General features: G+C 60.4%; 23 protein-coding genes and 1 pseudogene. 11 read left to right on the top strand and 13 right to left on the bottom strand.

The features are described from left to right. Nucleotides 1-122: 122 nt before the first annotated feature. Together aroQ and KW839_RS24785 are read left to right on the top strand one after the other, a co-directional pair. Nucleotides 123-572 carry a type II 3-dehydroquinate dehydratase gene (gene aroQ / locus KW839_RS24780; protein WP_218425740.1) on the top strand — a complete coding sequence of 150 codons (450 nt, stop codon included), beginning with the start codon at nucleotides 123-125 and terminating at the stop codon, nucleotides 570-572. After that, nucleotides 569-1,423, top strand: coding sequence for a shikimate dehydrogenase (locus KW839_RS24785; RefSeq protein ID WP_218425741.1), 855 nt, complete (start codon nucleotides 569-571; stop codon nucleotides 1,421-1,423). The genes aroQ and KW839_RS24785 overlap by 4 nt, the downstream gene beginning before the upstream one ends. A gap of 159 nt (nucleotides 1,424-1,582) precedes the next feature. On the opposite strand, the gene KW839_RS24790 is transcribed toward KW839_RS24785, so the two are convergent. Together KW839_RS24790 and quiC are read right to left on the bottom strand one after the other, a co-directional pair. Beyond that, nucleotides 1,583-2,260 carry a TetR/AcrR family transcriptional regulator gene (locus KW839_RS24790; protein WP_218425742.1) on the bottom strand — a complete coding sequence of 226 codons (678 nt, stop codon included), beginning with the start codon at nucleotides 2,258-2,260 and terminating at the stop codon, nucleotides 1,583-1,585. A gap of 104 nt (nucleotides 2,261-2,364) precedes the next feature. Then, nucleotides 2,365-4,266 carry a 3-dehydroshikimate dehydratase QuiC gene (gene quiC / locus KW839_RS24795; protein ID WP_218425743.1) on the bottom strand — a complete coding sequence of 634 codons (1,902 nt, stop codon included), beginning with the start codon at nucleotides 4,264-4,266 and terminating at the stop codon, nucleotides 2,365-2,367. A 646-nt stretch (nucleotides 4,267-4,912) separates the two neighbouring features. Here quiC and KW839_RS24800 point away from each other — a divergent pair. Next, complete coding sequence (locus tag KW839_RS24800) at nucleotides 4,913-6,250, top strand: MFS transporter (protein ID WP_218425744.1); 1,338 nt, start codon at nucleotides 4,913-4,915, stop codon at nucleotides 6,248-6,250. A 56-nt stretch (nucleotides 6,251-6,306) separates the two neighbouring features. Here KW839_RS24800 and KW839_RS24805 read toward each other — a convergent pair whose 3' ends face one another. Then, nucleotides 6,307-7,134: a DMT family transporter gene (locus tag KW839_RS24805; RefSeq protein WP_060543403.1), complete on the bottom strand. Its 828-nt coding sequence runs from the start codon at nucleotides 7,132-7,134 to the stop codon at nucleotides 6,307-6,309. A 180-nt stretch (nucleotides 7,135-7,314) separates the two neighbouring features. Continuing rightward, complete coding sequence (locus KW839_RS24810) at nucleotides 7,315-8,091, bottom strand: IclR family transcriptional regulator (protein WP_060543302.1); 777 nt, start codon at nucleotides 8,089-8,091, stop codon at nucleotides 7,315-7,317. A gap of 176 nt (nucleotides 8,092-8,267) precedes the next feature. On the opposite strand from KW839_RS24810, the gene KW839_RS24815 reads away from it, so the two are divergent. The 3 genes from KW839_RS24815 (at nucleotide 8,268) to KW839_RS24825 (ending at nucleotide 11,096) form a co-directional block, all read left to right on the top strand. After that, nucleotides 8,268-9,107: a neutral zinc metallopeptidase gene (locus KW839_RS24815; RefSeq protein WP_218425751.1), complete on the top strand. Its 840-nt coding sequence runs from the start codon at nucleotides 8,268-8,270 to the stop codon at nucleotides 9,105-9,107. A gap of 135 nt (nucleotides 9,108-9,242) precedes the next feature. Further along, the gene (locus tag KW839_RS24820; RefSeq protein ID WP_218425745.1) at nucleotides 9,243-10,136 is read left to right on the top strand and encodes a neutral zinc metallopeptidase; all 894 of its coding nucleotides are present in this window, start codon (nucleotides 9,243-9,245) and stop codon (nucleotides 10,134-10,136) included. After that, the gene (locus KW839_RS24825) at nucleotides 10,137-11,096 is read left to right on the top strand and encodes an alpha/beta fold hydrolase (RefSeq protein ID WP_218425746.1); all 960 of its coding nucleotides are present in this window, start codon (nucleotides 10,137-10,139) and stop codon (nucleotides 11,094-11,096) included. 115 nt (nucleotides 11,097-11,211) lie between these two features. Here the strand turns inward: KW839_RS24825 and KW839_RS24830 are convergent, their stop codons facing one another. The 3 genes from KW839_RS24830 to KW839_RS24840 form a co-directional block, all read right to left on the bottom strand. Then, the gene (locus KW839_RS24830; RefSeq protein WP_060543299.1) at nucleotides 11,212-11,805 is read right to left on the bottom strand and encodes an HAD family hydrolase; all 594 of its coding nucleotides are present in this window, start codon (nucleotides 11,803-11,805) and stop codon (nucleotides 11,212-11,214) included. Beyond that, the gene (tesB, locus tag KW839_RS24835; protein ID WP_218425747.1) at nucleotides 11,802-12,671 is read right to left on the bottom strand and encodes an acyl-CoA thioesterase II; all 870 of its coding nucleotides are present in this window, start codon (nucleotides 12,669-12,671) and stop codon (nucleotides 11,802-11,804) included. Before tesB ends, KW839_RS24830 begins: the two co-directional genes overlap by 4 nt. 103 nt (nucleotides 12,672-12,774) lie before the next feature. Further along, nucleotides 12,775-13,344, bottom strand: coding sequence for a GNAT family N-acetyltransferase (locus KW839_RS24840; protein WP_060543297.1), 570 nt, complete (start codon nucleotides 13,342-13,344; stop codon nucleotides 12,775-12,777). Between the two features lie 74 nt (nucleotides 13,345-13,418). Here KW839_RS24840 and KW839_RS24845 point away from each other — a divergent pair, with 74 nt between their 5' ends. Together KW839_RS24845 and KW839_RS24850 are read left to right on the top strand one after the other, a co-directional pair. Then, nucleotides 13,419-14,339, top strand: coding sequence for a histone deacetylase (locus tag KW839_RS24845; protein ID WP_060543296.1), 921 nt, complete (start codon nucleotides 13,419-13,421; stop codon nucleotides 14,337-14,339). A 232-nt stretch (nucleotides 14,340-14,571) separates the two neighbouring features. After that, nucleotides 14,572-15,849: a TIGR03862 family flavoprotein gene (locus KW839_RS24850; RefSeq protein ID WP_082457605.1), complete on the top strand. Its 1,278-nt coding sequence runs from the start codon at nucleotides 14,572-14,574 to the stop codon at nucleotides 15,847-15,849. Between the two features lie 187 nt (nucleotides 15,850-16,036). Here the strand turns inward: KW839_RS24850 and KW839_RS24855 are convergent, their stop codons facing one another. Next, on the bottom strand, nucleotides 16,037-17,374 hold the full coding sequence (locus KW839_RS24855; protein ID WP_060543400.1) for a DEAD/DEAH box helicase: 1,338 nt from the start codon (nucleotides 17,372-17,374) through the stop codon (nucleotides 16,037-16,039). Between the two features lie 65 nt (nucleotides 17,375-17,439). Further along, nucleotides 17,440-18,366 carry a drug/metabolite exporter YedA gene (gene yedA, locus KW839_RS24860; RefSeq protein ID WP_218425748.1) on the bottom strand — a complete coding sequence of 309 codons (927 nt, stop codon included), beginning with the start codon at nucleotides 18,364-18,366 and terminating at the stop codon, nucleotides 17,440-17,442. A 165-nt stretch (nucleotides 18,367-18,531) separates the two neighbouring features. Between yedA and KW839_RS24865 the strand changes: the two genes are divergently transcribed. Beyond that, on the top strand, nucleotides 18,532-18,984 hold the full coding sequence (locus KW839_RS24865; protein WP_060543294.1) for an Lrp/AsnC family transcriptional regulator: 453 nt from the start codon (nucleotides 18,532-18,534) through the stop codon (nucleotides 18,982-18,984). A gap of 130 nt (nucleotides 18,985-19,114) precedes the next feature. On the opposite strand, the gene KW839_RS24870 is transcribed toward KW839_RS24865, so the two are convergent. The 3 genes from KW839_RS24870 to KW839_RS24880 form a co-directional block, all read right to left on the bottom strand. Then, a complete protein-coding gene (locus KW839_RS24870; RefSeq protein WP_060543293.1) occupies nucleotides 19,115-19,726 on the bottom strand; it encodes a PolC-type DNA polymerase III in 612 nt (203 codons plus the stop codon). Nucleotides 19,727-19,748: 22 nt separating this feature from the next. Further along, on the bottom strand, nucleotides 19,749-20,228 hold the full coding sequence (locus KW839_RS24875) for an NYN domain-containing protein (protein WP_007946629.1): 480 nt from the start codon (nucleotides 20,226-20,228) through the stop codon (nucleotides 19,749-19,751). 120 nt (nucleotides 20,229-20,348) lie between these two features. After that, on the bottom strand, nucleotides 20,349-21,110 hold the full coding sequence (locus KW839_RS24880; RefSeq protein ID WP_218425749.1) for a DUF2076 domain-containing protein: 762 nt from the start codon (nucleotides 21,108-21,110) through the stop codon (nucleotides 20,349-20,351). Between the two features lie 177 nt (nucleotides 21,111-21,287). On the opposite strand from KW839_RS24880, the gene KW839_RS24885 reads away from it, so the two are divergent. Beyond that, the gene (locus tag KW839_RS24885; protein WP_060543398.1) at nucleotides 21,288-21,962 is read left to right on the top strand and encodes a YciC family protein; all 675 of its coding nucleotides are present in this window, start codon (nucleotides 21,288-21,290) and stop codon (nucleotides 21,960-21,962) included. A gap of 75 nt (nucleotides 21,963-22,037) precedes the next feature. Further along, a complete protein-coding gene (locus KW839_RS24890) occupies nucleotides 22,038-23,117 on the top strand; it encodes an endonuclease/exonuclease/phosphatase family protein (protein ID WP_218425750.1) in 1,080 nt (359 codons plus the stop codon). Between the two features lie 115 nt (nucleotides 23,118-23,232). Here KW839_RS24890 and hrpB read toward each other — a convergent pair. Continuing rightward, nucleotides 23,233-25,368 (bottom strand): annotated as a pseudogene (gene hrpB / locus KW839_RS24895) (ATP-dependent helicase HrpB); the annotation flags it as partial. Between the last annotated feature and the right edge of the window lie 194 nt (nucleotides 25,369-25,562).

Below are 25,562 nucleotides of genomic sequence, written 5' to 3' on the forward strand. Positions count from 1 at the left end.
TCACCGCACAAAATACGTCGGGTAGCATCTGCTTAAGTTGACCAAATTAACCATTCAGTACATTTTATCTCCACAGGCTGAAACAATCGGCCGATCCCAAAAATAATAAGTGGAGAGACCCGATGCCCCCTATCGTTCTGGTGCTCAACGGCCCCAACCTCAATCTGCTTGGCACACGCGAGCCGACGACCTACGGTCACGAAACCCTGGCAGACATTTCGGCCCTTTGCGCACGATCCGCCGAAGAGTTCGGCCTGGCGGTAGAGTTTCGCCAGACCAACCATGAAGGCGAGTTGCTCGACTGGATTTGCGGCGCCCGTGGCCGTTGCGCCGGGATCGTGATCAACCCCGCCGCGTGGACGCATACCTGCGTCGCCATCCGCGATGCGTTGGTCGCCAGCGAACTGCCGGTGATTGAAGTCCACCTGTCCAACGTCCACGCCCGCGAGCCGTTCCGTCACCACTCCTTCGTTTCCGCCATTGCCAGCGCCGTGCTGACCGGTTTCGGCAGCCACGGCTATCGCCTTGCGCTGCAGCACTTCGGCCAACGCTTGCTGGGGGTATCGCCATGACTCGCGCCCCGGTGATATTGGCTGGGCTGATCGGCGCCGGCATCCAGGCATCGCGCACCCCGGCGCTGCACGAACACGAAGGAGATGCCCAGGGCCTGCGCTATCTCTATCGCCTGATCGATCTCGACCAGTTGCAACTCGACAGCAGCGCCCTGCCCGATCTGCTGATAGCCGCCGAGCGCATGAACTACACCGGCCTGAACATCACATTTCCATGCAAGCAGGCAATCATTCCGCTGCTTGATGAACTATCGCCGCAAGCCCGTGGCATCGGAGCGGTGAATACGGTGGTTTTAAAAGATGGCAAACGCATCGGCCACAACACTGATTGCCTGGGGTTTGCCGAGGGTTTTCGCCGTGGCTTGCAGGGCGTTGCCGTTGAGCGCGTCGTACAAATGGGTGCCGGTGGCGCTGGCGCGGCGGTGGCCCACGCGCTATTGAGCGAAGGCGTACAACAGCTGAGCATTTTCGACGTGGAAATCACTCGCGCCCAGAGCCTGGCGGATAACCTCAATCAACACTTCGGCAGCGGCCGCGCTGTGGCCGGTCATGATTTGGCGCTCACGCTGGCCGAGGCTGACGGCCTGGTCAACACCACGCCCATGGGCATGAAAAAACTGCCGGGCATGCCAGTGCCTGTGGAGTTGCTTCGGGCTGAGTTGTGGGTGGCAGAGATCGTTTATTTCCCGCTGGAAACCGAATTGCTGCGCAACGCCCGCGCCCTGGGCTGCCGCACGCTGGATGGCAGCAATATGGCAGTGTTTCAAGCAGTGAAGGCATTCGAATTGTTCAGCGGTGTAGTGCCGGATGCACAGCGGATGCTGGCGCATTTTCAGAGCATGAATGGTTGAAAAGCATCGCCGGTAAGCCCGTTCCCACAGGAACCGCGGTGTTCTGTGGGAGCAACTGAATTCCCCTGCAACATAGAATCTCCCACAGGGTATTGCAGCCAGACACGAATCCCGGCAACGCCATAAATCCTTGTGGGAGCGGGCTTGCCCGCGAAGGCGTCAAGCCTGCAGGTAGCGCAACACCGACTCGCAAATCATCTCCCGATGACGCTGCTTGATGCTTTCGTCCGGCAAGTCGATCTGGAAAATCTCACCGACGGTATGTCTGTTCGAAACACGGTAAAAACAGAACGAACTGATCAGCAGGTGCACATCCAGTGGTACAAGACCTGCGCGGAATACACCTGCTTCAACACCCCGCCGCAGAATCACACTCAGTGAATCAAGAATGGTGTTGTTCATCGCCCTGATTGCTTCGGAGCGCTTCACGAACTCGGCATTGTGGATGTTTTCAATGCTGACGATACGCACGAAATCGACATTGCGGTCATGGTGATCAAAGGTGAATTCCACCAGGCGCCGAATCGCATCCACCGGCGCCAGCTCAGCCAGATGCAAGCGACTCTCGGTGTTGCGGATATCCCCGTAGAGTTTTTCCAGCACCTCGACGTAGAGCTGTTCCTTACTGCCGAAGTAGTAATAGATCATGCGCTTGGAGGTATGGATGCGCTCGGCGATGGCGTCGACGCGAGCACCGGACAGCCCCTGCTGGACGAACTCGACAATAGCCTCTTGCAGGATATTCTCGCGGGTCTTTTCCGGGTTGTTCTTGCGACTTTTGCGCGGCTCGGCAACGGTCTCGGCGGGCGCAGGGGAAAACTCTGAAATTGTTGTCATTGCGGGCTCACGGCCATCACTGCACAAGCAGGCGATTATGGGCCGCGCGGCACAGAGAAAGGAAGCCGCGCGGTTGAGCTTTCATTGCCGTGCTTACGCTTTTCCTACAACTTCGCCTGACGAATGGCACCGCTTCTGGATTTGGCCATGGCTGCCAGCCTCACTGCGACATTGGCCGCACCATAACCGACATAGCCGGTCTTGCGCTGAATGATTTCAAAGAAGAAGCGCCCCTCGAACGGCTCGGTATACACATGAAACAGCTCGCCACCCTGGGCATCGCGGTCGTACAGCACGTTGAAGTAGGCCAGTTCGCTGAGGAACTCATCGTCGAAATCGAAGCGTGCCGCCAAGTCGTCATAGTAGTTGAGCGGAATATCCAGCAGCGGTACCCCCGCCTCTTTTGCGCGGCTCACTTCGACAAAGATATCGTCGCAGTCAAAGGCGATGTGATGCACGCCGGAACCGCGATAACTCGACAGCGCATGTGAGATCGCGGTGTTGCGGTTCTCGGAAATGTTCAACGGCAGGCGGATGGAGCTGTCTCGGCTGCGTAATGCGCGACTCTTCACCAGACCATAGGGATCGGGCAAAACCACTTCGTCGTCGGCCTCGAAATCGAGCAGGCTTTTGTAGAACAGCACCCAACTGTCGAGGCTATCGGCCGGCAATGCCATAGCCATGTGATCAATGCGTTTGAGACCGCCGCTGGCTGTCGCCGTCGGTTGCAGGTTGAAGTCGGTGCCGTAGACGTCGGCGTCCTGATCCACCAGGTAGATCAGGCTGCCATCCGGAGCGCGCACGGCGGCAAGCTCCAGTTCATTGGGGCCGACCAGCCCACGATAAGGCTGGCCTTTGTACGCCACGGCGCGTGCCAACGCACTGGTACTGTCGTTGACCCGCACGGCGGTGGCACACAGCGATGGGCCGTGCGCCTCGAAAAAGCTGTGGCCGAACGAGTAAGGCTCGGAGTTGAGGATCAGGTTGATATCACCCTGGCGCATCAGGCTGACGCTCTTGGAACGATGCTGCCCGGCCTTGACGAACCCCAGTCGCTCCAGCCAGTGCGACAGCTTGGCGCCGAGGCTTTCATCCACGGCGAACTCAAGAAACTCGATGCCGTTGTACTCACTGGCCTTGGGCGTCTCGAACAGTATTTCCGGGGTGGACGCTGGCCGGGCGTGCTGCGCCAGACGCTCGCGGGTTTTCTCCTCCAGGTACAGCAATGAACGCAAACCATCGGCGGCGTTGGCCCGAGGTGGTGCGGCGCGGAAGCCGTCGTTGAAGATCTCCAGCGACAGCGGCCCGGTGTACCCGCTCTTGATGATCGGCGCAAGGAAGCCCGGCAGATCGAATTCACCCTGCCCCGGAAAGCAGCGAAAATGCCGGCTCCACTCCAGCACATCCATGGCCAGGATCGGCGCGTCGGCCATTTGCACGAAGAAGATCTTGTCGCCCGGAATCTCGGCGATAGCGCTCGGGTCGCCATTGAGCGACAAAGTGTGGAAGCTGTCGAGCAACACACCAAGGTTCGGGTGATCGGCCTGACGGACGATGTTCCACACCTGCTGATACGTGTTGACGTGACGGCCCCAGGCCAGCGCTTCGTAACCGATACGCAGGCCCCGCGCGCCAGCGTGCTCGGCCAGCAGGCGCAAATCATCGACCAGGATTTGCTCATCACCAATGGAATCAGGCGAGGCGTTGCTGCACACCAGCACCAGGTCAGTGCCCAGTTCCTGCATCAGGTCGAACTTGCGCTCGGCCCGCTCAAGATTGCGCGACAGACGATCACGCCGACAGCCCTCGAAATCCCGAAAGGGTTGGAACAGCGTGATGGCGATCCCGAGATCGGCGCACATCTGTTTAATTTCCCGCGGGCTGCCGTCGTAGTACAGAAGGTCGTTTTCGAAAATCTCCACACCGTCGAACCCGGCGGCGGCAATGGCTTCGAGCTTTTCCGGCAGGGTACCGCTCAAGGACACGGTGGCAATGGAACGCTGCATATTTCGACTCCCGATAATGGAGACAATCTTGTTAGGGACATCGCACGCCTGGCTCCATACATCGCACGCCTGGCTCTATGTAGAAGCTGCCGAAGGCTGCGATCTTTTGATCTTGATCTTGATCTTGGCGGCTGATCTATCGCTAAAGATCAAAGTCAAAAGATCGCAGCCTTCGGCAGCTCCTACAGGGATCGCGTTTAGCTTGGAGTGAATTATTGGCCGCGCGGTCTCGCGCGGCAATTCAAAGTGTACTATCCAGTTAGTTTTATGTGCGATTATCGAACACAATGGCCGTTGACGAATTGACGATTTTTCGTCCACTGCGCAACATCAACACCACATTGGGTCCGGTTGTGAATCATCGGTCTCGGTTAACAAGACCCAGAACACCACATAAAAATTTCAAAAAACGGGTATCAGCTCATGCGCTCATTCACCGCCTTGCTTGCTCAATCCACCGTCATTACGCCTTGCCTGGCGTCCATCCGAACCACGCGCACCGCCGGCACCAGCGTGCCGCTCGCTGAATAACTCGTCAGCCGACGAACACAGCCGATCAGTCCAATCGCGTACGTCGCCATCGATTGATCACGCGCCCTTGAAGTCCCGACGAGTTCGCTTGTCAGTCATTGAACGGATGGCCCACATGAATCCTACACATAGCTCACGCATGGCTCCGGCCATGAGCGCTGCCACTGGCGGCATCGGCGACAAGATCCGCGGCGCCATGGCTGTCGGCAAAACCCGTTGGGGCATGCTGGCGCTGGTGTTTTTCGCCACCACCCTGAACTACATCGACCGCGCCGCTCTCGGCGTCATGCAGCCCATCCTGGCCAAGGAAATGAGCTGGACGGCGATGGACTACGCCAACATCAACTTCTGGTTCCAGGTCGGCTACGCCATCGGTTTCGTGCTGCAAGGCCGCTTGATCGACCGGGTCGGCGTGAAGCGCGTGTTTTTCTGCGCCGTGCTGCTCTGGAGCCTGGCGACCGGCGCCCACGGCCTGGCCACTTCAGCGATCGGCTTCATGGTCTGCCGCTTTATCCTCGGCCTGACTGAAGCCGCCAATTACCCTGCCTGCGTGAAAACCACGCGCCTGTGGTTCCCGGCCGGTGAGCGGGCGGTGGCCACCGGTATTTTCAACGCCGGGACCAACGTCGGTGCAATGTTCACACCCATGCTGCTGCCACTGATCCTTCACGTGTGGGGCTGGCAGGCTGCGTTCCTGTGCATGTCGGCACTGGGCGGCATCTGGTTGCTGTTCTGGGGCCTGAAGTACTTCAACCCCGAAGATCACCCAAGCGTTAAACAATCGGAACTGGACTACATCCAGAATGAAGTCGAGCCGGAGCAAACCCGTGTACCGTTCTCGCGAATCCTGCGCATGCGCGGCACCTGGGCCTTCGCCCTCGCCTACTCGATCACTGCGCCTGTTTTCTGGTTCTACCTGTACTGGCTGCCACCGTTCCTCAATCAGCAATACAACCTGGGCATCAACGTGACCCAGATGGGTATTCCGCTGATCATCATCTACCTCACCGCCGACTTCGGCAGTGTCGGTGGCGGGATTCTGTCCTCGTTCCTGATCGGCCGTGGGGTCAACCCGATCAAGGCGCGACTGATGTCCATGCTGCTGTTCGCCTGCTGCATCATCGGCGTGATCATGGCTGCCGGCTCCAGCAACCTGTGGGTCGCGGTGTTCGCCATCTCCCTGGCCATCGGTGCGCACCAGGCCTGGACCGCCAACATCTGGAGCCTGGTGATGGATTACACGCCCAAGCACATGATGAGCACGGTGTTCGGTTTCGGCGGCATGTGCGCCGCGATTGGCGGGATGTTCATGACACAGCTGGTCGGGCACATTCTGACCGTCACCAACAACAACTACACCGTGTTGTTCACCCTGATTCCGGCGATGTACTTCATCGCACTGATCTGGATGTACTTCATGGCACCGCGCAAGATTCCGAAAGTAGAAGAATGATGTTGCCTCGGCGCAGGCCCGATGTCGGGCCTGCGTTTTTTTTGCCTTGTAAAAACTCAGCGCCGGCTTTGCTGCCATGCGGCTGCCAGACCACTGCAACAGATCACGGCGATACCGACCACTGTGGTCAGGGTCGGCGTGTGGGAAAACAACAGCCAGCCCAGCAGCCCGGCAAATACGATCTGGCAATAGCCGAAGGGTGCCAGCAAGGCCGGCGCGGCGTGGCGGAACGCCTGGGTCAGGAACAAATGCGCAGTCATCCCGCATGCCCCCAACGCCAGCATCATGATTGCGTGCATCAAACTCGGGAACTGCCAGAAGAACGGCACCAGCGCACTCATCACCAAGGTGTTGCACAGCCCGGCGAAGAAGTTACTGGTGGTCGGGCTGTCGACTTCGCTGAGCTTGCGGGTGAGAAGTTGGTAGAAACAGAAAAACAGCGCCGAACAGAGCGGCAGCAAGACGGCCGGGGTGAACAACTCACCGCCGGGATGCACGATGATCAAAACACCGATGAACCCGCAAATCACTGCGACCCACTGTCCGCGGGTCACCCGTTCACCCAGCAACGGCACCGATAAGGCCGTCACCAGTACCGGAGCCAGAAAGTTGACCGCCGTCGCTTCAGCCAGCGGTATGTACTGCAGGCCGGTGGTAAAAAACAGACTGGTTCCCAACAGGCACAACGCCCTGATCAGCTGCAACATCGGCCGCTTGGTGCGCAGGACCCGCAGCCCCGATTGCGGCAGAAAAATCCCTGCCATCAGCAGGGTATGCACCACATATCGCGCCCACACCACCATGACGATCGGGTAGAACCCGGACAGGTATTTCGACAAGGCATCGTGAGTGGAGAACAGGAAGGTCGCGAAAAGGATCAGCATGATCCCCTTGAAGGGCTGATTGACGCCGGAAAGCGGGGTGCTGATGGGCGACGTCAAGACGAGGTCCTTTTTTAAGAATGAGGCGAGGCTCTAATAATTTAGAACCCGGTTCCACTTTATGACACGAACAACAGAAGAAAGTGGGCGAACAGCGAACATTACTTGTAGTCGACAGAACGTTCAGCTGAACAGTTCCGAAGCCTGGCTTGCCGCCGAAAGCTCCTGGGCATACTCCAGTAAGGTCGGTGCCAACTCGTGCAACCGTGCACCGGGCATGCGTGCGCTCGGGCCAGCGATGCTCAGCACACCAATTACCCGCCCATTCAATGGATGGCGCACCACCGCGGCGATCGCCGATGTACCCACCGCAGAGCTTTCCTCGACCCAGGCATATCCCTGTTCCCGCGCCATTCGCAGGCGCTCCAGCAGTTCAATGTTGGAGCGTGGCGCATTCGGCCCCACGTCTGCAGGCAATTGAGCCGCTTGCCGCTCGACCAGCGACAACGCCTGGGCATCACTCATGCAAGCCAGCCAGGCATGCCCGGAAGCCGTGTAGAACAAGGGCGCGTCACGCCCCATGTCAGGATCGTAACGCAAGCCCGAGCGGGCGCCCTGGGATTTGGCGATCCAGACTTGCCGCTCGCCCTGGGTCACGCCAAGGCGCACCAGTTCACCGGTTTCCCGAGCCAGACGGTCGAGCACCGGCTGAACGATATCGGCGCCGCTACCGGCCAGATAGCGAAAACCCAGGGCGACCAGTCTGGTCGACAAGTGGTAACGCAGGTTTTCCGGATTCTGGCGCACGTAACCCAAACGAATCAGCTCGGCGAGCAAGCGATGAGTCGCGCTTTTGGGTATCTCCAGTTGTTCGGCCAGGGTCTGCATCGGCACCCCCTGCGGGTCCCCGGCAAGACTCTCCAGCAAGCTGAAAACACGCTCTATTTGACTGCCAGCCATGGGACGTTCCTGAAGACTTTGGTCGATTCTAAAATATAGCTGCGCAAATGCGAAATCCGGAACCAGGTTAGCGCCGGGATTAATCTGACCTTACATATTTGCCCGGCATAAATTTGCCAACGGCGTTATTCATGGACGCAGGCGTGACCGCCTTCATCTATGGAGAAACCGCAGACATGTTATGGAACAGAGCAAGACGCAGCGACAACGTGAACGACACTCGCGAGGGCAAGGAAGCCCGCAAAATCACAGGGAAACAGACCTTCGTCGCATTGGCCATTACCGCCACGCTGGGAGGCGCGGGTGTTTACTCGACACTGGACACAACGTCGACCAACCTATCAATTACCCCTTCTTCACAGACGCTTGATGATCCGCAGTTGCAATTCGTCCAGTCGATATTGGGCGATACCGAAGACACCTGGGCACAACTATTTTCCCAAAGCGCACAACGCTACCCGCTCCCTACCCTCACCCTCTATAGCAACAGTGTGAATTCGGCCTGTGGTTTTGCCGGTTCCAGTGCCGGGCCGTTTTATTGCCCGCAAGATCAGCGGATCTATCTGGATCTGGAATTCTTTCGAATCATGGGCGAACAGCACGCCGTGATCGGTGAATTCGCCCAGGCCTACGTGCTCGCTCACGAGGTCGGCCATCACGTGCAACTGGAACTCGGTATGTCCGACCCGTTCGAGCAGGCGCTGAACCATGGCCAGCGAGTCACCGGTGATGGTGGTCTGGAAGTCCGGGCGGAACTGCAGGCCGACTGCCTGGCAGGGGTCTGGGCGCATCATGCGCAACGACGCCTCGACTGGCTGGAGCCGGGAGACATCGACGCGGCATTGAACGCCGCGGCTACGTTTGGCGATGACTCCTTGCAGCGTTCCGCCAACAGGACTGTGCGCCCGGAAACGTTCAACCATGGAACGTCGCAGCAACGGACAAACTGGTTCAAGACAGGTTTTACCAGCGGGAAAATCGATACCTGCGACACTTTTAACGCCGAGGAACTGTAATAGCGCACCCAGAACTTCGCCCCCGTACAGAACCTGTGCCCCTCAACAATGTCTGACGACCGGACTGGCGCCGCTTACGCTGAGCAGCAACACTCAGCGCACGGTTCTTTACCCGGTTCAAAAGAGGATTCGCACATGCTATGGAAAAAAGGCCGGCGCAGCGACAACGTGGTCGACGCCCGTGGCGATGATGGCGGCGGTGGCGGTGGCGGCATGCGCTTTGGCGGCGGCAAGGGTCTGAGCCTGACGGCTATCGTGCTGATCGTCGGCATCGGCTGGATCACCGGACAGGACCCGATGCAAATCCTCGGACAACTGACCGGGCAGATGGAACAGCAATCTGCGCCCGCCACCCACCAGCCCGGCAAGGCGCCACCGGCCAATGACGAGGCCGCGGAATTCGTGCGCTCGATCCTGGGCGATACCGAAGACACCTGGGGCCAGATATTCCAGCAGGCCGGTCGCCAATACAAGGACCCGACCCTGGTGCTGTTCAGTAATCGCGTCAATTCGGCCTGTGGCCTGGCCACTTCGGCAACCGGTCCGTTTTATTGCCCGGCAGACCAGAAGGTCTACCTGGACATGAGTTTCTTCCAGGAGATGTCCCAACGCTTTTCCGCCGCGGGTGACTTCGCTCAGGCCTACGTGATCGCGCACGAAGTCGGGCACCATGTGCAGACCTTGCTTGGCGTTTCGGCAAAAATTCAGGCAGCGCGCCAACAAGGACGGCAGATGGAAGGAGACGGCGGTTTGCTGGTCCGCCAGGAACTGCAAGCTGATTGCCTGGCCGGAGTCTGGGCCAACAATGCGCAGAAACGCCTGAACTGGCTGGAACCGGGCGACATCGAAGAAGCCCTCAACGCGGCCAACGCCATCGGCGATGACCGCTTGCAACAACGGGGTCAGGGCCGCGTAGTGCCAGACTCATTCACCCACGGTACATCGGCGCAACGGGTGCGCTGGTTCAAAACCGGTTTCGCCCAGGGCCAGGTAAGCCAGTGCGATACCTTTGCGGCGAAAAATCTGTAGATGAAAAATTGGTTGTTGGTGTTGTTGATCACTTGCACAAGTACCCAGGCGGCCGAGCACGGGGTCGAAGAACTCAGTCCCGGACGCCTGCTGTTGAAAGAAGGTGAAATGGTCGTTGGCATCAGCCCGGCCCCGGCCAGAATCGAGCGGGTGCTTGTCATCCTTCACGGCCGTTTGCGCAATGCCCAAACCTATTTGCACAGCGCCGAGCGGGCCGCTGAACTGGGCGGGAAAAACGCGACGACCCTGGTGATCGCTCCGCAGTTTGTCAATGAACTCGACGTTGCAGCACACCCGGTGGCTGATACAGTACTGCGCTGGCAAGGCAACGAGTGGATGGCCGGCGGCTTATCCACAGGTCCATTCCCCCTCAGTTCCTACGCAGCACTCGATGAAATCATCGCGCGCCTTGGCGATCGCCAGCAGTTTCCCGATGTGAAACAGATCGTCATCGCCGGTCACTCTGGTGGCGCCCAGGTGGTTCAGCGATACGCGCTGCTCGGCCACGATCAGCCGGCCCTGCAAGCGGCCGGCGTGCAGCTGCGTTACGTGATTGCCAACCCGTCCTCTTACGCCTGGTTCGATGAACGCCGCCCTGTAGTGTTCAGCCACGCCGGTTGCCCACAGTTCAATCGCTGGAAGTACGGATTGGCGGATTTGCCTGCCTACGCCGAAGGACGCACTGCCGCGCAACTGCAGGAAAAGTACCTCACGCGAGACGTCGTTTACCTGTTGGGTGAGCAGGACAACGACCCGAACCATCCAGCGCTGGACAAGGGGTGCGAGGCCCTGGCCCAGGGCCCGAATCGACTGGCCCGCGGGCGCAATTACTTCGACTATCTGAAGCGCCTTTCCCCAACCGGATTGAACCAGCAACTGATCGAAGTGCCCGGGGTCGGGCATGAAGGGGATGGGATGTTCAGTTCACCGCAGGGGCAGATGGCGTTGTTTGGGCAGTGAGTTTTGTGTTATCTGATCGGGCGCCTTCGCGAGCAAGCCCGCTCCCACAGGGAGAATGCGATCAACTGTGGGAGCGGGCTTGCTCGCGAAGGCATCAGATCAGACAAAAATGCCCTCAAGCCAAGAGCATCTGCCGTAACTCGACACAATCCGCCGCATGCCAGTCAGTCAATTCCGGCCATGGATTATCCGGCAGATTCACCAGCACTGTTCGCGCCCCCGCCGCTCGCCCGCAATCGAGATCAAAGCGATAGTCACCGACCATCACCATCTCGCTGGCCGGCACCTTCCAGGCTTCAGCCAGTTTCAGCAAGCCACCGGGATGTGGTTTGGGCGGTGCTTCATCGCGGCCCAGCACATCCTCCACCGCAAAGCAGTCGGCCAGGCCGATGGCCTCAAGCGTGACGTGCGCCAGTTCACGGGCATTGCGCGTAAGGATGCCCAGGCGATAACCGCGCCCGGCCAGTTCACGCACCAACTCTACCGCCCCCGGCGCCGGCTTCGAACCCAGCGCCAGATCCCGTTCATGCTCGAGCAACCAGGCGTGCTTGGCGGCGGCTTCCTCGGCCGGCAGCGCGGCGAGGTGGGTCAGGATGTCGTCCTCGGCAGGAATCGCCAACGCCACACGGATCGCCGCGAAATCATGCACCGCCACGGTCAGGGTGCCGTCCATGTCGAACACCCAGTGACGCACCTCGGCCAGGCTCACGCCCAGTCCTTGCGGTGACGGATCAGCCCTTCCTGGGTGACCGATGCCACCAGTTGCCCGGCGCGGTTGTACACGCTGCCGCGGGAGAACCCACGCGAGTTGCCGGCCCACGGGCTGTCCATGGCGTACAGCAGCCAGTCGTCAGCACGCAGATCGGCGTGGAACCACAGGGCGTGATCGAGGCTGGCGACCTGCATGTCCTTGTCCCACACTGTTTTGCCATGGGGCTGCATCGATGTGACCAACAGACCGAAGTCCGACGCATAGGCCAGAAGATACTTGTGCAGCGCCGGCGAGTCGGCCAGGGCGCCATCGGCGCGAAACCAGACGTACTTGATCGGGTCGCACGGCAGCGGGTTGTAGGGATCGTTCTCGGTCACCGGTCGGAATTCGATCGGTTTTGGGCACAGCAGCTTTTCGCGCATTTTTTCGGGGATCAGGTGCGCACGTTGCTGGGTGATCTCCAACTCCGAAGGCAGGTTTTCCGGACCGACCACTTGCGGCATATCGGTCTGGTGCTGGAAGCCTTCTTCGTCATACTGGAACGAGGCGCTGCAGGTGAAGATCGGATGGCCTTTCTGGATCGCAGTCACCCGGCGCGTACTGAAGCTGCCACCGTCGCGCACCCGGTCAACCTGGTAAACCACCGGCAAACCGGCGTCGCCAGGACGCAAAAAGTAACCATGCATCGAATGCACATGACGCGCCTCTTCCACCGTCTGACTGGCTGCCGACAGCGATTGGCCGAGTACCTGTCCGCCGAACAATTGGCGAAAACCCAGGTCCTGGCTGCGACCACGAAACAGGTTCTCTTCGATCGGTTCCAGAGTCAGCAGGTCAACCAGATCTTCCAACACTTGGCTCATTCAGACTCTCCTCACGCAACACATTGCCGCGCAGTCTTGGCTGCGACGGTCGATTCAGTTTCGGGACAGGGCCCATGGGGGCATTGTAAACGTCCGGGCCAGCTTATCCATGCAAGGTTTGCAGCCATTGTTCACGGCTGATGCGATACAGCACATGCCGGCGCAAGGGATGATCGGGGTCGAGTCGCGGATGGTCGAAGTCGTCCGCCGGGGCATGGTGCATGCCGATGGCTTGCATGACCTTCTCCGACGGCAAATTGGTTTGCGTGGTGAAGGCTACGATTTCCTTCAGCGGCAGGCGATCAAACCCGCAACGCAGAGCGGTCCACGCGGCTTCACTGGCATACCCCAGGCCCCAGTGCTCGCGAGCCAGGCGCCAGCCGATTTCAGTGGCCGGGACAAAGGGCGCATCAAAACCCACCACGGCCAGCCCGGTCAACCCGATGAACTGGCCGGTGTCCTTGCGCTCCAGCGCCCAGAAGCCAAAACCATGCTCTGCAAAATGCCCACGAATACGCCCGATCAACGCAGCACTTTCCAGTCGGCTCAAAGGCGCTGGAAAATAACGCATCACCTGCGGATCGGCGCACATCGCCGCAAACTCGGGCAAATCTTCGTCGCGCCATTGCCGCATCAGCAGCCTCGCGCTCTCGAGTTCCAGTATCGGCTCCATCGTGCCCCCTTCTTTCCATGCCGCGAGTCTACATCGCTGGTAGGATCATTCGATCATTCATACACGAAATCATGATGCCGCTACCGCTGATCTATCACGAAGACTACAGCCCCGAGTTCCCGGCTGATCACCGCTTCCCCATGGACAAGTTTCGCCTGTTGCGCGATCACCTGGTGGACAGCGGCCTGACCCGGGACGCCGATCTGTTGCGTCCACAACTCTGCCCTGCCGAGATACTAGCTCTGGCCCATGACCCTTCGTATATCGAACGCTACATGAGTGGCGACCTGTCCCGCGAAGACCAGCGACGCCTCGGCTTACCCTGGAGCGAAGCACTGGCCCGGCGCACCGTGCGTGCAGTCGGCGGCTCATTGCTGGCGGCCGAACAAGCGCTTGAGCATGGCCTGGCCTGTCATCTGGCCGGCGGTACCCACCACGCGCATTACGACTATCCGGCCGGGTTCTGCATCTTCAATGACCTGGCGGTGATCAGCCATTACCTGCTGCAAAGCGGCCGGGTCAACCGCGTGCTGATCTTCGATTGCGACGTGCATCAGGGCGACGGGACTGCACGGATACTGCACAACACCCCGGAGGCCGTAACCGTTTCCCTGCACTGCGAAAAGAATTTTCCCGCACGCAAAGCCGAAAGCGACTGGGACATCCCGCTGCCCAATGGCATGGGTGACGCCGACTACCTGAAAGTGGTGGACGATGCGCTCAACTATCTGCTGCCGCTCTACCAACCCGACCTGGTGTTGTATGACGCCGGGGTCGATGTGCACAAGGACGATGCCCTCGGTTATCTGAAGCTGACCGACGAAGGTGTTGCCGCCCGCGATGAAAGCGTGATGCGCCATTGCCTGGGGCGCGATATCCCGGTGGTCGGCGTGATCGGCGGTGGTTACAGCAAGGACCGCCATGCCCTGGCGCGCCGCCATGGCATCCTGCATCACAGTGCGCAACGGGTCTGGCAGTCATCAGGCTGTCATTGATCTGTGGATGCTTTACCCACAATGCCTGTGGAACGGCCTGTGGATAACCTGAGTGAAAGGGACTACAGACCACGCCATCTGCAGGCTACAGGGCGCTGGCTGTTTTTTAACCAGACTCAAATTCATCAACTTGCTCCGGGCTCCGCTATGACGTAAGTGTGTAAGCCAACGCTAACGTGACGGGTACATCTTCTCGAGCAGGCTCGTTCCTACAAGGATCCGGGCTGCTAGAATGTCCGGCTTATCTCGCCAGACCGCAGTGCAAGCCATGACTCAAGCCCCGACCTCCTCTCCTGCCCATGTCGCCATCATCGGCGGCGGCCCCGCCGGCCTGATGGCCGCCGAGGTGTTGAGCCAGGCCGGGGTCAAGGTCGATCTGTATGACGGCATGCCCTCGGTCGGACGCAAGTTCCTGCTGGCCGGCGTCGGGGGCATGAACATCACTCATTCCGAAGCCTACCCGGCCTTTCTCTCGCGTTACGCCGAACGCGCGCCGCACATTGCCCCGCTGCTGCGTGGCTTCGGTGCCGATGCCCTGTGCCAGTGGATTCATGACCTGGGCATCGACACTTTTATCGGTAGCTCCGGCCGGGTGTTTCCCACCGACATGAAAGCAGCGCCTCTGCTGCGCGCCTGGCTCAAACGCCTGCGCGACAGCGGCGTAGTTATCCACACCCGTCACCGCTGGCTCGGCTGGGATGCCCACGGCGCACTGCGTATCGATAGCCCCGAGGGCGAAAAGACCTTACATCCCGATGCCACCCTGCTCGCCCTCGGCGGCGGCAGTTGGTCACGACTGGGCTCGGACGGCGCGTGGATGCTGCCCCTGGAGCAACACGGTGTAGGACTAGCGCCCTTGCAACCGAGCAATTGCGGCTTCGAGGTGCAAGCCTGGAGCGAATTGATGGTCAGCAAATTCGCCGGTGCCCCACTGAAAAACATCGCCATCGGCCTCAATGACGACGTGCCACGGCTCGGCGAATGCGTGATTACCGCAACGGGTATCGAAGGCAGTTTGATCTACGCCCTGTCGGCGCCGATCCGCGAAGCCATCAACCAACATGGCTCGGCGACCATTCATCTGGACCTGCTACCGGGCCGGCCTGTGGATAAGATCCAGACTGCGTTGAGCAAACCTCGGGGTTCACGCTCGATGGCCAAGCATCTGCACAGTCAGTTGGGTATTGATGGGGTGAAGGCGGCGCTTTTGCGCGAGCTGACAGCGGCCGAAGCCTTTGCCGATCCAGGCCTGCTGGCCAAAGCGATCAAGGCCTTGCCGGTAACACTGATGAAAACCCGTCCGCTGGACGAAGCTATCAGCAGCGCCGGTGGTGTGTTGTTTGAGTCGATGGATGAGCGTTTGATGCTCAAGCAGATGCCTGGGGTGTTTTGCGCGGGGGAGATGCTGGATTGGGAAGCGCCGACCGGGGGGTATTTGCTGACTGCGTGCTTTGCCAGTGGGCGGGCTGCGGGGTTGGGGATTTTGGAGTGGTTGAATTCAGGTTCTTGATCGCTCGTCAAAACCGCCCCTCACCCCAGCCCTCTCCCGAGGGAGAGGGAGCCGATTGGGGACTCATCAAAATTTGAGTTCGACTCGGTATCACAGGTCGCAATAGTTCGTAAGCAATCCCGTATCAGTCCCCTCTCCCTCCGGGAGAGGGTTAGGGTGAGGGCGGCTCTAAAGCCAGGCACTCAAATCAAGGCTTACGCTTACGCGGCCCCGTATTAAACACTGGCACCTTACGCACAGGCTTGATCGAAGGCTCCGCCGGCGCCACCTCCCCGCTATCCACCCATTTGCCAAGGTTGCGTTTGCCGCCACCACCAGACGCCTTGGGCTTCTTCGGTTTCTTCGGCTTCTTGATCACCTGGCCACTGGCATCGGTATCCGGCACCCGGTGCTCAGGTTCGAAATCCGGCTCGTTCTGACGCTTCAACGTCTGACGGGTCAAGGTCTCGATCGCCGACAGCAAATTCACTTCATCAGCGCACACCAAGGAAATCGCCTCCCCGGTTGCACCCGCACGCCCGGTACGACCAATGCGGTGGATGTAGTCTTCAGCGACGATCGGCAAGTCGAAGTTGACCACCAGCGGCAGGTCTTCGATGTCCAGACCACGGGCGGCAACGTCGGTAGCGACCAGAATCTGCACTTCACTGAGTTTGAAACGATCCAGCGCGCGCTGACGAGTCGCCTGGGGTTTGTCGCCGTGGATACCGTCGGCATTGACGCCCAGGCCCTGGAGTTTTTCCACCAGCGCGTCCACGCCGTTGCGGGTTTTGGCGAACACCAGCACCTGCTTCCACTTGTTCTTGCGCATCAGGTGCACGAACAGTTCCGGCTTGCGCTTCTTGTCCACCGTCACCACCCATTGCTTGACGGTGTTGGCCGCGACATTACGCGGGCTGACTTCAATGCTCAGCGGGTCGTTGAGCATTTGCCCGGCCAGCAGGCGGATGTCGTCGGAGAAGGTCGCAGAGAACAGCAGCGTCTGGCGTTTTTTCGGCAGCGCTTTATAGATATTCGCCAATTCCTCGGAAAAACCCAGGTCGAGCATGCGATCGGCTTCATCCAGCACCAGGGTTTGCAACTGATTGAACTTCAGCGCGTTCTGGCGGAACAGGTCGAGCAGGCGCCCCGGCGTCGCCACCAGCAGATCCACACCGCTGCGCAGCTTCATCATTTGTGGGTTGATGCTGACACCGCCGTACACCGCGTAGGTACGCAGCGGCAGATTCTCGGCGTACTGGCGCACCGCTTCGTGAACCTGCTCGGCCAGTTCACGGGTTGGCACCAGGATCAGCGCGCGTACCGAATTGGCGGTGACTTTCGGCCCTTCCATGGCCAGCAGCTGCAGCAGTGGTAAGGCAAAACCGGCAGTCTTGCCGGTGCCGGTCTGGGCGGCAGCCATCAGGTCACGACCGGCCAGCACCGCCGGAATGGCTTGCGCCTGGACCGGCGTCGGGGTCTGGTAGCCGAGCGTCTCAAGGGAGCGCAGCAAAGGTTCGATCAGGCCAAGGGTGGCGAAAGTCATGGGAGTACCGTAAGAAAATTCAGCGCGATTGTGCATAACAAATGTGCAATGCCGCGCAGTTTACCCTAATTCACACGGGATTCTGTCGGCACTGCTGCGGCACGCTGAACCGGCGCCTTGCGCCACTGTGGCAATCCGATCAGCACCACGGCGCTGATGATCACCGCCATCGCCAGGGCTTCTTCGATACCAATGGTCTCGCCGACGAACACGATCCCCAACAGCACCGCCACCGCCGGGTTGACGTAGGCGTAACTGGTAGCCGCTGCCGGGCGCACATGTTTCAACAGATACATGTAGGCGTTGAAGGCGATGATCGAGCCGAACACGGTCAGATACGCCAACGCAGCCCAACCTTCGATCGGCGGCACCTTTTCCAGGTGCTCACCGCTGACTGCGCTGGCAATCAGCAACACGACACCGCCCACCAGCATTTCCACAGCGCTGGCCATCGCACCCTGGGGCAGCGGCAAATGCTTGCTCCAGACCGAGCCAAACGCCCAGGTCGCCGCTGCAAAAATCAGCAAGGCCGCCCCCAACGGGCTCGATTGCAGGTTGGAACCCAAGTTGAGCATGCCGATGCCGACCAGCCCGAGCACGATTCCGGCCCATTCGAGACGGGTATTTCGCGCGCCCCAGAAATAGCCGCAGAGCAAGGTAAACAGCGGCACGGTCGCCACCGCCAATGCGGCTACACCGGAAGCCACACCCGTATGCTCGGCCACGCTGACCGCGCCGTTACCGCACGCCAGCAACAAGACTCCGATGATCCCGGCGGCTTTCCATTGCGCCCAGGTCGGCGCCGGTGCCCCGCGCCAGCGCAGGAAGGCATACATCAACGACCCGGCGATGACAAAGCGGACCCCGGCGAGCAGCAGTGGCGGCCAATATTCCACGCCGATGCGAATCACCAGGTAAGTCGAACCCCAGATCACATACAAGGCGAAGAAGGCTGCGATCAAGGGTAAGGGAAAGCGACGAAGGCCGGACATGGAGGCAGCTCACAGGCAAGTACAAGTGAACGGCTATTCTAGAAAGGCCAGCGCCGGAAAATAAGTTACAAAACCTGTTTAAAGCGCCAGTACACTTTTCAAAACACGGACTTCAGCGCTATAAACCGTGTTTTCGAAAGTCGGCTATTTTCAGGAGTCACCCCGATGGATAAGTACGACCGCATGCTGCTCAGCGCTCTGCTGGAAAACGGTCGCGCGTCCTACGCGGACCTGGCGCGCAAGGTCAACCTGTCCGCCCCGGCCGTGGCCGAGCGAGTGGCCAAGCTCGAAACCAGCGGCGTGATCACCGGCTATCAGGCGAAAGTCGACATGTCCAAGCTCGGCCTGCCGATCCAGTGCGTGATCGAACTGCGCCTGAACCAGCACGGCAACCAGAAGGCCTACGATGACCTGATCAAGATTCCGCAATTGACCGAGTGCCACCGGGTGACCGGCGACCCGTGCGTGATCATGCAAGCGGCGGTGGGCTCGATGCCGGAGCTGGAGGAGCTGATCAACCGGATCGCCACGTTTGGCTTCAGCAAGACGTCGATTGTGCTATCGAGCGCCATCGAGAAGCGGGTGCCGTTGGGGCATATCGAGGGTAATGGCAAATAAACCCAAGACCACAATAGGTCTAATGTGGGAGCGGGCTTGCTCGCGAAAGCGGTGTGTCATTCAACAATGATATTGACTGAACTGGCGCTTTCGCGAGCAAGCCCGCTCCCACAGGGGTTATGCGGTGTATTCAGAACCCGCGATAGCGCTTGAGGTGCTCGGTTACTTTCGCCGCTGGCACTTTCTGCAACTTGCACAACAAATCATGGGACAACTCGCGCAGACCGTGTTTCTGGCGCAGTTCCTCGGCCAGGTGCGCCGTCAGGTTGGCCGCCATTTCCGCATCAGCCATGGCCCGGTGAGCCTTGCCGGTATGGGGCAGGTTGGCGAAGGTGGTGAGGGTGCCGAGTTTGTGGTTCGGCGCCGCAGGCATCAGGCGCCGGGCCAGCAGCAGCGAACAGGCAAAGTTCTGCAGGCGGGTGCGTTTGATCCGCCCCAGTTCAAAGTCCCAGAACTTCTGGTCGAAGGCCGCGTTATGCGCCAGCAACGGCGTGCAGCCGACGAACTCGTTGACCTCGTTCATCACCTGCTCGGCCGACGGCGCGGTGCGCAGCATGGCGTTGCTGATGCCGGTGAGTTGCTCGATGAAGGCCGGCACGCGCACGCCGGCGTTCATCAGGCTCTGGTAACGCTCGACGATGCGCCCCTGTTCAAGGATCACCACGGCAATTTCCGTGGCCCGGCAGCTGCTGCTCGGGGCGATCCCGGTGGTTTCAAAGTCGATGACTGCTATGCGTTCCAAACCTGGTTCAACTCCGTAAAAATCAATTCTTGAGCAGCAAAGCGCCTTCGATCGGCACATAGCGACTGGCGGCGCGGATCAGCGAGTTGGCGGTCAGGCCCGGCACGCCGTAGGCCACCGCTTGCACCCCGTGCTTGCTGATGATGCGTTCAAGCAGCATGTCGAAATCACCGTCGCCGGAAGCCAGTACCACTTCATCGACATGGTCGGCGGCGTCCATGATGTCGAGGGTTATGCCCACGTCCCAGTCGCCCTTGGCCGAGCCGTCGCTGCGCTGGATGTAGGGCTTGAGCTTTACGGTGAAACCGAGGTTGCGCAAGATCTGCTGGAACTGCTGCTGCTTGCTGTCGCCACGGTCGATGGCGTAGGCATAGGCTTCGACTATCTCGCCCTGTTTGCTGATGTCAGCCCACAGCGCGGCGTAGTTGAAGTGGCAACCATAAGCCTGACGCACGGTGTAATAGAGGTTCTGGACATCGGCGAACACTGCGATTTTTTTCACCGGTTTTCCTCGAGGCTGAATCAGGCACCAGGGCCGAAAAGTCGCCCAGTATGCCAGCCCGAAGGATTGTTCCGCGAATAATCGGTCTGGAGCGCCGCAGCGCTCCGGACGAATGGCGCGTCAGACGTAGGAATCGTCGTCGCCGCCGAAGAACGACGAGTCGTCATTGCTGTAGTCGGCGTCGCTGAAACCGCCTTGATCGTTGCTGTAGGAGTCGTTACCGGCCATGCGCTGGTCATCACCCCAGCCGTTGTTGCCCTGATCATTGACCTGGGCCGGCTCTTCCTTGATGACCTCGACAACCTCCGGCTGCTGATTGTGCTGGAACAGGCTGCTGATGCCTTGTGCCACCATCACGCCACCCGCTACACCCGCCGCGGTTTTCAGCGCACCGCCGAGAAAGCTGCTGCCGGCCGCTGCCGGAGCCTGTTGCTGCGGCGCATAGCCCTGCTGCGGGGCGGCGAAGTTCTGTTGCGGCTGTTGCGCACCGAATGACGACCGCCCTGGCTCGCGCCAGCCACCGCTGGAGGGCGACGCACTCTGGGTCGGCGCGGGCTGCGGCTCACGAGGCCCGCCACCGAAAATGCTCGACAGAAAGCCGCCGCTGCCCGGTGCCGGGGCTGCCTGGGTTTTGGCCTGTTGCAGTTGGTCCTGCAACTGCTGGAGTTGCTGGGTCAGTTGTTTGTTCTGTTCGTCGAGGCTCTTGATTGCCGCCTCTTGCACCAGAATCGCCTGGGTCATGAAATACCCTGCCGCCGGTTGGCGCGTCAGGTGTTCCTTGATCCGCGCCTCAGCCTGGGCGTCGCGCGGGGCTGAGTCCGTTTCGGCCTGTTGCAGCCGGGAAAACAGTCCATCGATCAGGGTTTGTTCTTCGCTGTTCATGGCGACCTCGCACATTGCCGGGAAAATCGTTGCCTTTATCACAGAGGATAAGGTGCCCGACCTTAATGGAGGCTGAAACAAGTTGTTTCAATGAGCTTTACCGAACGTTTACGTTTGCGTGCCGCAGCACTTCATCGGTTAAAGTGGGCCACTGCTTCCAATCTGCGATACCGACTGATGAATCCGTTAGATGTACTGCGTGACTCCCTGTATTTCTTCCAGCGCAATCTGAGACAGATCGTGCAACTGTGCCTGCCTCTGGTGATTGTGGAGGCGCTGCTGCAGCAAGTGGTCGACCACTCCACCGAGCCGGACAGTTTCCCCGGTATCAGTGTGATCGTCGGCTTGCTGGTGTATCCGCTGTACACCGCTGCGCTGATCCTCTTTCTGGACGCGCGCAGCCGTGGCGAATCACCCCGCAACCGCGACCTGCTGGCGATGTCTGCAAGCCTGTGGCCGCGCTTCGCCCTGCTGACGGCGCTCAACACCTTGCTGATCCTGCTTGGCCTGTCGCTGTATTTCCTGCCGGGCATCTACCTGATGGTGACCCTGGCGTTCGGCGAATACTTGCTGGTGCTGCGTGGCCTGGCGCCACTGGCGGCGATGAAGGAAAGCCTGCGCATGACCCGCGGTAATTTCCTGCGCATCCTGCTGTGCATCCTCTGTGTCATGGGGCCGTTGTGGCTGCTCAAGGGCGCCACACTGGCGGTCTATCCGGAGCCACAAAATCCTGTGATTTCCCTGTTGATCGACAGCGCCCACAGTTTTCTGCAGTTGTTTACCAGCGTGGTGCTGTTTCGTTTGTTCATGCTGATCAGCCCGGTCGCCGACGCAAATGACAGACCGCTCTGACCACCCTGCCCTTGGGTGCCGCCTGCGCTCTCAGGTATGCTCGGGAACAATCCTGTAACGCTTATAAGCCGAGCCATGACCCGTCTACTGCGCTACACCCTGCTGGGCCTGCTGTTTGTTATCGGACCAATCGGCATGCTGATCTACAGCGTGACCTGGCGTCCCGAAGCCAGGGAAGTGCTGCCCGTCAGTTGCAGTACGCAGGCACCGACCCTGGTTCCCGGCCAGGCGCTGAAGGTAATGACGTGGAACGTTCAGTATCTGGCAGGCAAGCGGTACGTGTTCTGGAATGACCTGGCCGCTGGCGCCGACGAAAGACCCACACCGGAAGACATGGCCTTCAGCCTCGACGAAGTGGCCCGGGTGATTCGCGACGAGCAGCCGGACATCGTGCTGTTGCAGGAACTCGACGACGACGCCAAGACCAGCGCTTACCAGCACCAGCTCAAACTGCTCAATGAACGGCTCGCCGACCTCTATCCATGCAGCACCAGCGCCTTCGACTGGAAAGCCGATTTCGTCCCTGAGCCACACATTTTCGGCAGTGTCGGCCGGCAACTGGCAACCCTGAGCCGCTACCAGATCAACCATGCCGAACGCCTGCAACTGCCGAATGCGCCGGGCAACCCGATCAGCCGTCAGTTCAAACCCAGGGATGCCTTGCTGGTGGCCTATCTGCCCTTGAGTGACGGCGGACAATTGGCGGTGCTCAATACCCATCTGGAGCGCGCGACACAGGCCGACGACACCCTGCAAAACCAGGTGAGCGCCGTAGCCAAAGCCCTCGACAAGTACGAAGGCGGCGGCACCCCCTGGCTGATCGGTGGCGATTTCAACCTGTTGCCGCTGGGCCAGTACCGACGCCTGCCCGATGAGCAACGCACGCCCTACTCCGCCGACAGCGCGTTGCACCTGCTGTGGGACAAGTACCCGATGATCCCGACCAACAACGAAGCCGGTGGCGTCGACCGCGAACGGTGGCTGACCCACTACCCGAACGATCCCGGGTTGAACGGTCCGGACCGGACCGTTGACTACCTGTTCTACAGTCCGCGAATCAAGCGAGTGCAGGCGCAGGTGCGGCAGGACGATACGTTGCGCATCTCCGATCACCTGCCGGTGATTGCCCGGTTTCTGTTGCCGGCAGCCCCTTAGCCTCAACCCACGCATCTGTGCAATTGAATGGACTCGCCCATTCGGCCGCCATCGCCGGCAAGCCGGCTCCTACGGGGAAATGCGTAAATCGTAGAGCAGCGTCGGGCCCGGTTGATCACTTGCGAGGTTTGATCCGCGCGGTGGCCTCGGCCACCAGCGGGTCATCCGGCCAGTAGTGTTTGGGGTAGCGCCCCTTCAGATCCTTCTTCACCTCGGCGTAAGTGCTGGCCCAGAAGTTCGCCAGATCCTGGGTCACCTGCACCGGACGTCGTGCCGGCGACAATAGATGCAGTTTCACCACCTGCCGGCCTCCGGCGATGCGCGGGGTTTCGGCCAGGCCGAACAGTTCCTGCAAACGCACTGCGAGGATCGGTGGCTGCTCGCTGTAATCCAGGCGAATCGACGAGCCCGAGGGCACACTCAGGTGATGCGGCGCCTGCTCATCCAGCCGTTGTGGCAGCGGCCATGGCAGCAGATTGTGGACGATGCTCGACAGGTCCAGGTTGGCGAAATGGCTGAGCCGCGAGACCTTGCCCAGATAGGGCATCAGCCACTGTTCCAGGTTCTTTAGCAGCGCCGCGTCGCTGACGTCTGGCCATTGGCTTTCACCCTTGCCGGCAAGATCCAGATGCCGCAACAACGCCACCCGCGCCTGCCACTGGCGCAGCTGCGGGGTCCACGGCAGCAGTTCCAGGCCTTTGCGTCGCACCAGGTTCACCAACGCCTGGCTGCGGGCGTTTTCGTCGAGGCCGGTCAAAGGTTCGCGACTGAGGATCAGTTCACCGACCTTGCGCTGGCGCTCGGCACGCAATACGCCTTCACGCTCGTCCCAGTCCAGTTGGTCGACGCTGCGTACCTGCTCGGCCAACACTGAATCGAACAGCGCTGGATCGAAATCCGCCGCCAGATAAATCCGTTCTTCACGCTGCCCCTGACGACTGCCGAGATCAGCAATCACCAGCCAGGGCTGCTTCATCAAACTGTCAGCCTCGGCGAACAGCGCCGCACGACCATTGGCCAAGCGATATTCCGCACCACCGGCACGGCGTTGCTGGGCAACCCGGTCGGGATAGGCCAGCGCCAGTAAGGCTCCAAGCCAGCGCGGGTGGTCAGGGTCGCCAACCGGCTCCGCCGCCTTGCCACGCAGGTACCCGCGATATTGGCGCGCCAGTTGCCGCGCGCGCTGGACTCCGCCCTGCGCGCCGCGAGCCGCCTTTTCCTCCCCGGACAACAGCACCAGCCGGCTGTGCAGATCGGCGCCGGCACCGCGCAAGATATCGCGCTCGCCTAACAGCGCCGCGACATCGCAGGCCATGTCCGCCAAACCCAGTGCCTGGCCGCGCAGGAGCAGATGGGCGATACGCGGGTGCGCCGGCAGTTCAGCCATGGCCTGGCCGTGACGGGTCAGCGCTTCGCCATCCAGGGCGCCCAGCCGCACGAGCAGATCCTGGGCCTGGGCGTAAGCGGCAGCAGGCGGCACGTCGAGCCACACCAACTGCCCGGGTGTCACGCCCCAACGACCCAGTTGCAAGGCCAGGCCCGCGAGGTCCGCCGAGAGAATTTCCGCACTGCCGTAAGCCGCCAATTGTTCGTGCTGGTCCTGGGACCACAAGCGATAGCACACGCCCGGCTCCAGACGCCCGGCACGGCCCGCGCGCTGGGTAGCACTGGCCCTGGAAATGCGCTGGGTATCAAGACGGGTCATGCCGCTGCCGGGATCGAAGCGCGGCACCCGTGCCAACCCGGCATCGATCACCACCCGCACGCCGTCGATGGTCAGGCTGGTTTCGGCGATGTTGGTGGCCAGCACCACTTTGCGCTTGCCCGTCGGCGCCGGATCAATCGCGGCGCGCTGCGCGGCGAGGTCCAGTTCACCGTGCAAGGGGCAGAGCAGAATCTGTGGATTGTCACCGAGGGCATCGGCCAGTTGCTGATGCACTCGACGGATTTCCGCCTGCCCCGGCAGAAACACCAGCACGCTGCCGGTTTCGTCATTCAAGGCTTCGAGAACGGTTTGCACCAGGCGCGGCTCGATGAATTCTCCGGCCTGGAACGGTCGCCCCCAGCGCATCGCCACCGGGTACATGCGCCCTTCACTGCGCAGGATCGGCGCGTCATCGAGCAACCCGGCCAGGCGCTCGCCTTCCAGGGTCGCCGACATCAACAGGATTTTCAGCGGCTGATCATCACGGAACAGCTCCCGGCCGTTCAGGCTCAGGGCCAGCGCCAGGTCGGCGTCGAGGCTGCGCTCGCTGAGTTTGCTGATTTGCCATGTTGTCAAAAAACTCAGAAGCCTCTACCCTTTCTGGATCATGCCATGTTGCCGCTGACCGAAAACTGACCCAGTAAAGGCTGTTCTGCCGACTGAAAACTGACCCAGGTGTTCAACTGCTTCTGCTCAATTTTTGAGCAGGAGAACACAGGGTGATCAGCATGGAAATGATG

Origin of the sequence: Pseudomonas sp. PDM31 (assembly GCF_019218965.1) — a bacterium.
Lineage (GTDB): Bacteria > Pseudomonadota > Gammaproteobacteria > Pseudomonadales > Pseudomonadaceae > Aquipseudomonas.

Coding starts and splice junctions, on each gene's coding strand:
- aroQ (WP_218425740.1), top strand. CDS start 123: ATGCCCCCTATCGTTCTGGTGCTCAACGGCCCCAACCTCAATCTGCTT.
- KW839_RS24785 (WP_218425741.1), top strand. CDS start 569: ATGACTCGCGCCCCGGTGATATTGGCTGGGCTGATCGGCGCCGGCATC.
- KW839_RS24790 (WP_218425742.1), bottom strand. CDS start 2,260: ATGACAACAATTTCAGAGTTTTCCCCTGCGCCCGCCGAGACCGTTGCC.
- quiC (WP_218425743.1), bottom strand. CDS start 4,266: ATGCAGCGTTCCATTGCCACCGTGTCCTTGAGCGGTACCCTGCCGGAA.
- KW839_RS24800 (WP_218425744.1), top strand. CDS start 4,913: ATGAATCCTACACATAGCTCACGCATGGCTCCGGCCATGAGCGCTGCC.
- KW839_RS24805 (WP_060543403.1), bottom strand. CDS start 7,134: ATGCTGATCCTTTTCGCGACCTTCCTGTTCTCCACTCACGATGCCTTG.
- KW839_RS24810 (WP_060543302.1), bottom strand. CDS start 8,091: ATGGCTGGCAGTCAAATAGAGCGTGTTTTCAGCTTGCTGGAGAGTCTT.
- KW839_RS24815 (WP_218425751.1), top strand. CDS start 8,268: ATGTTATGGAACAGAGCAAGACGCAGCGACAACGTGAACGACACTCGC.
- KW839_RS24820 (WP_218425745.1), top strand. CDS start 9,243: ATGCTATGGAAAAAAGGCCGGCGCAGCGACAACGTGGTCGACGCCCGT.
- KW839_RS24825 (WP_218425746.1), top strand. CDS start 10,137: ATGAAAAATTGGTTGTTGGTGTTGTTGATCACTTGCACAAGTACCCAG.
- tesB (WP_218425747.1), bottom strand. CDS start 12,671: ATGAGCCAAGTGTTGGAAGATCTGGTTGACCTGCTGACTCTGGAACCG.
- KW839_RS24840 (WP_060543297.1), bottom strand. CDS start 13,344: ATGGAGCCGATACTGGAACTCGAGAGCGCGAGGCTGCTGATGCGGCAA.
- KW839_RS24845 (WP_060543296.1), top strand. CDS start 13,419: ATGCCGCTACCGCTGATCTATCACGAAGACTACAGCCCCGAGTTCCCG.
- KW839_RS24850 (WP_082457605.1), top strand. CDS start 14,572: ATGTCCGGCTTATCTCGCCAGACCGCAGTGCAAGCCATGACTCAAGCC.
- KW839_RS24855 (WP_060543400.1), bottom strand. CDS start 17,374: ATGACTTTCGCCACCCTTGGCCTGATCGAACCTTTGCTGCGCTCCCTT.
- yedA (WP_218425748.1), bottom strand. CDS start 18,366: ATGTCCGGCCTTCGTCGCTTTCCCTTACCCTTGATCGCAGCCTTCTTC.
- KW839_RS24865 (WP_060543294.1), top strand. CDS start 18,532: ATGGATAAGTACGACCGCATGCTGCTCAGCGCTCTGCTGGAAAACGGT.
- KW839_RS24880 (WP_218425749.1), bottom strand. CDS start 21,110: ATGAACAGCGAAGAACAAACCCTGATCGATGGACTGTTTTCCCGGCTG.
- KW839_RS24885 (WP_060543398.1), top strand. CDS start 21,288: ATGAATCCGTTAGATGTACTGCGTGACTCCCTGTATTTCTTCCAGCGC.
- KW839_RS24890 (WP_218425750.1), top strand. CDS start 22,038: ATGACCCGTCTACTGCGCTACACCCTGCTGGGCCTGCTGTTTGTTATC.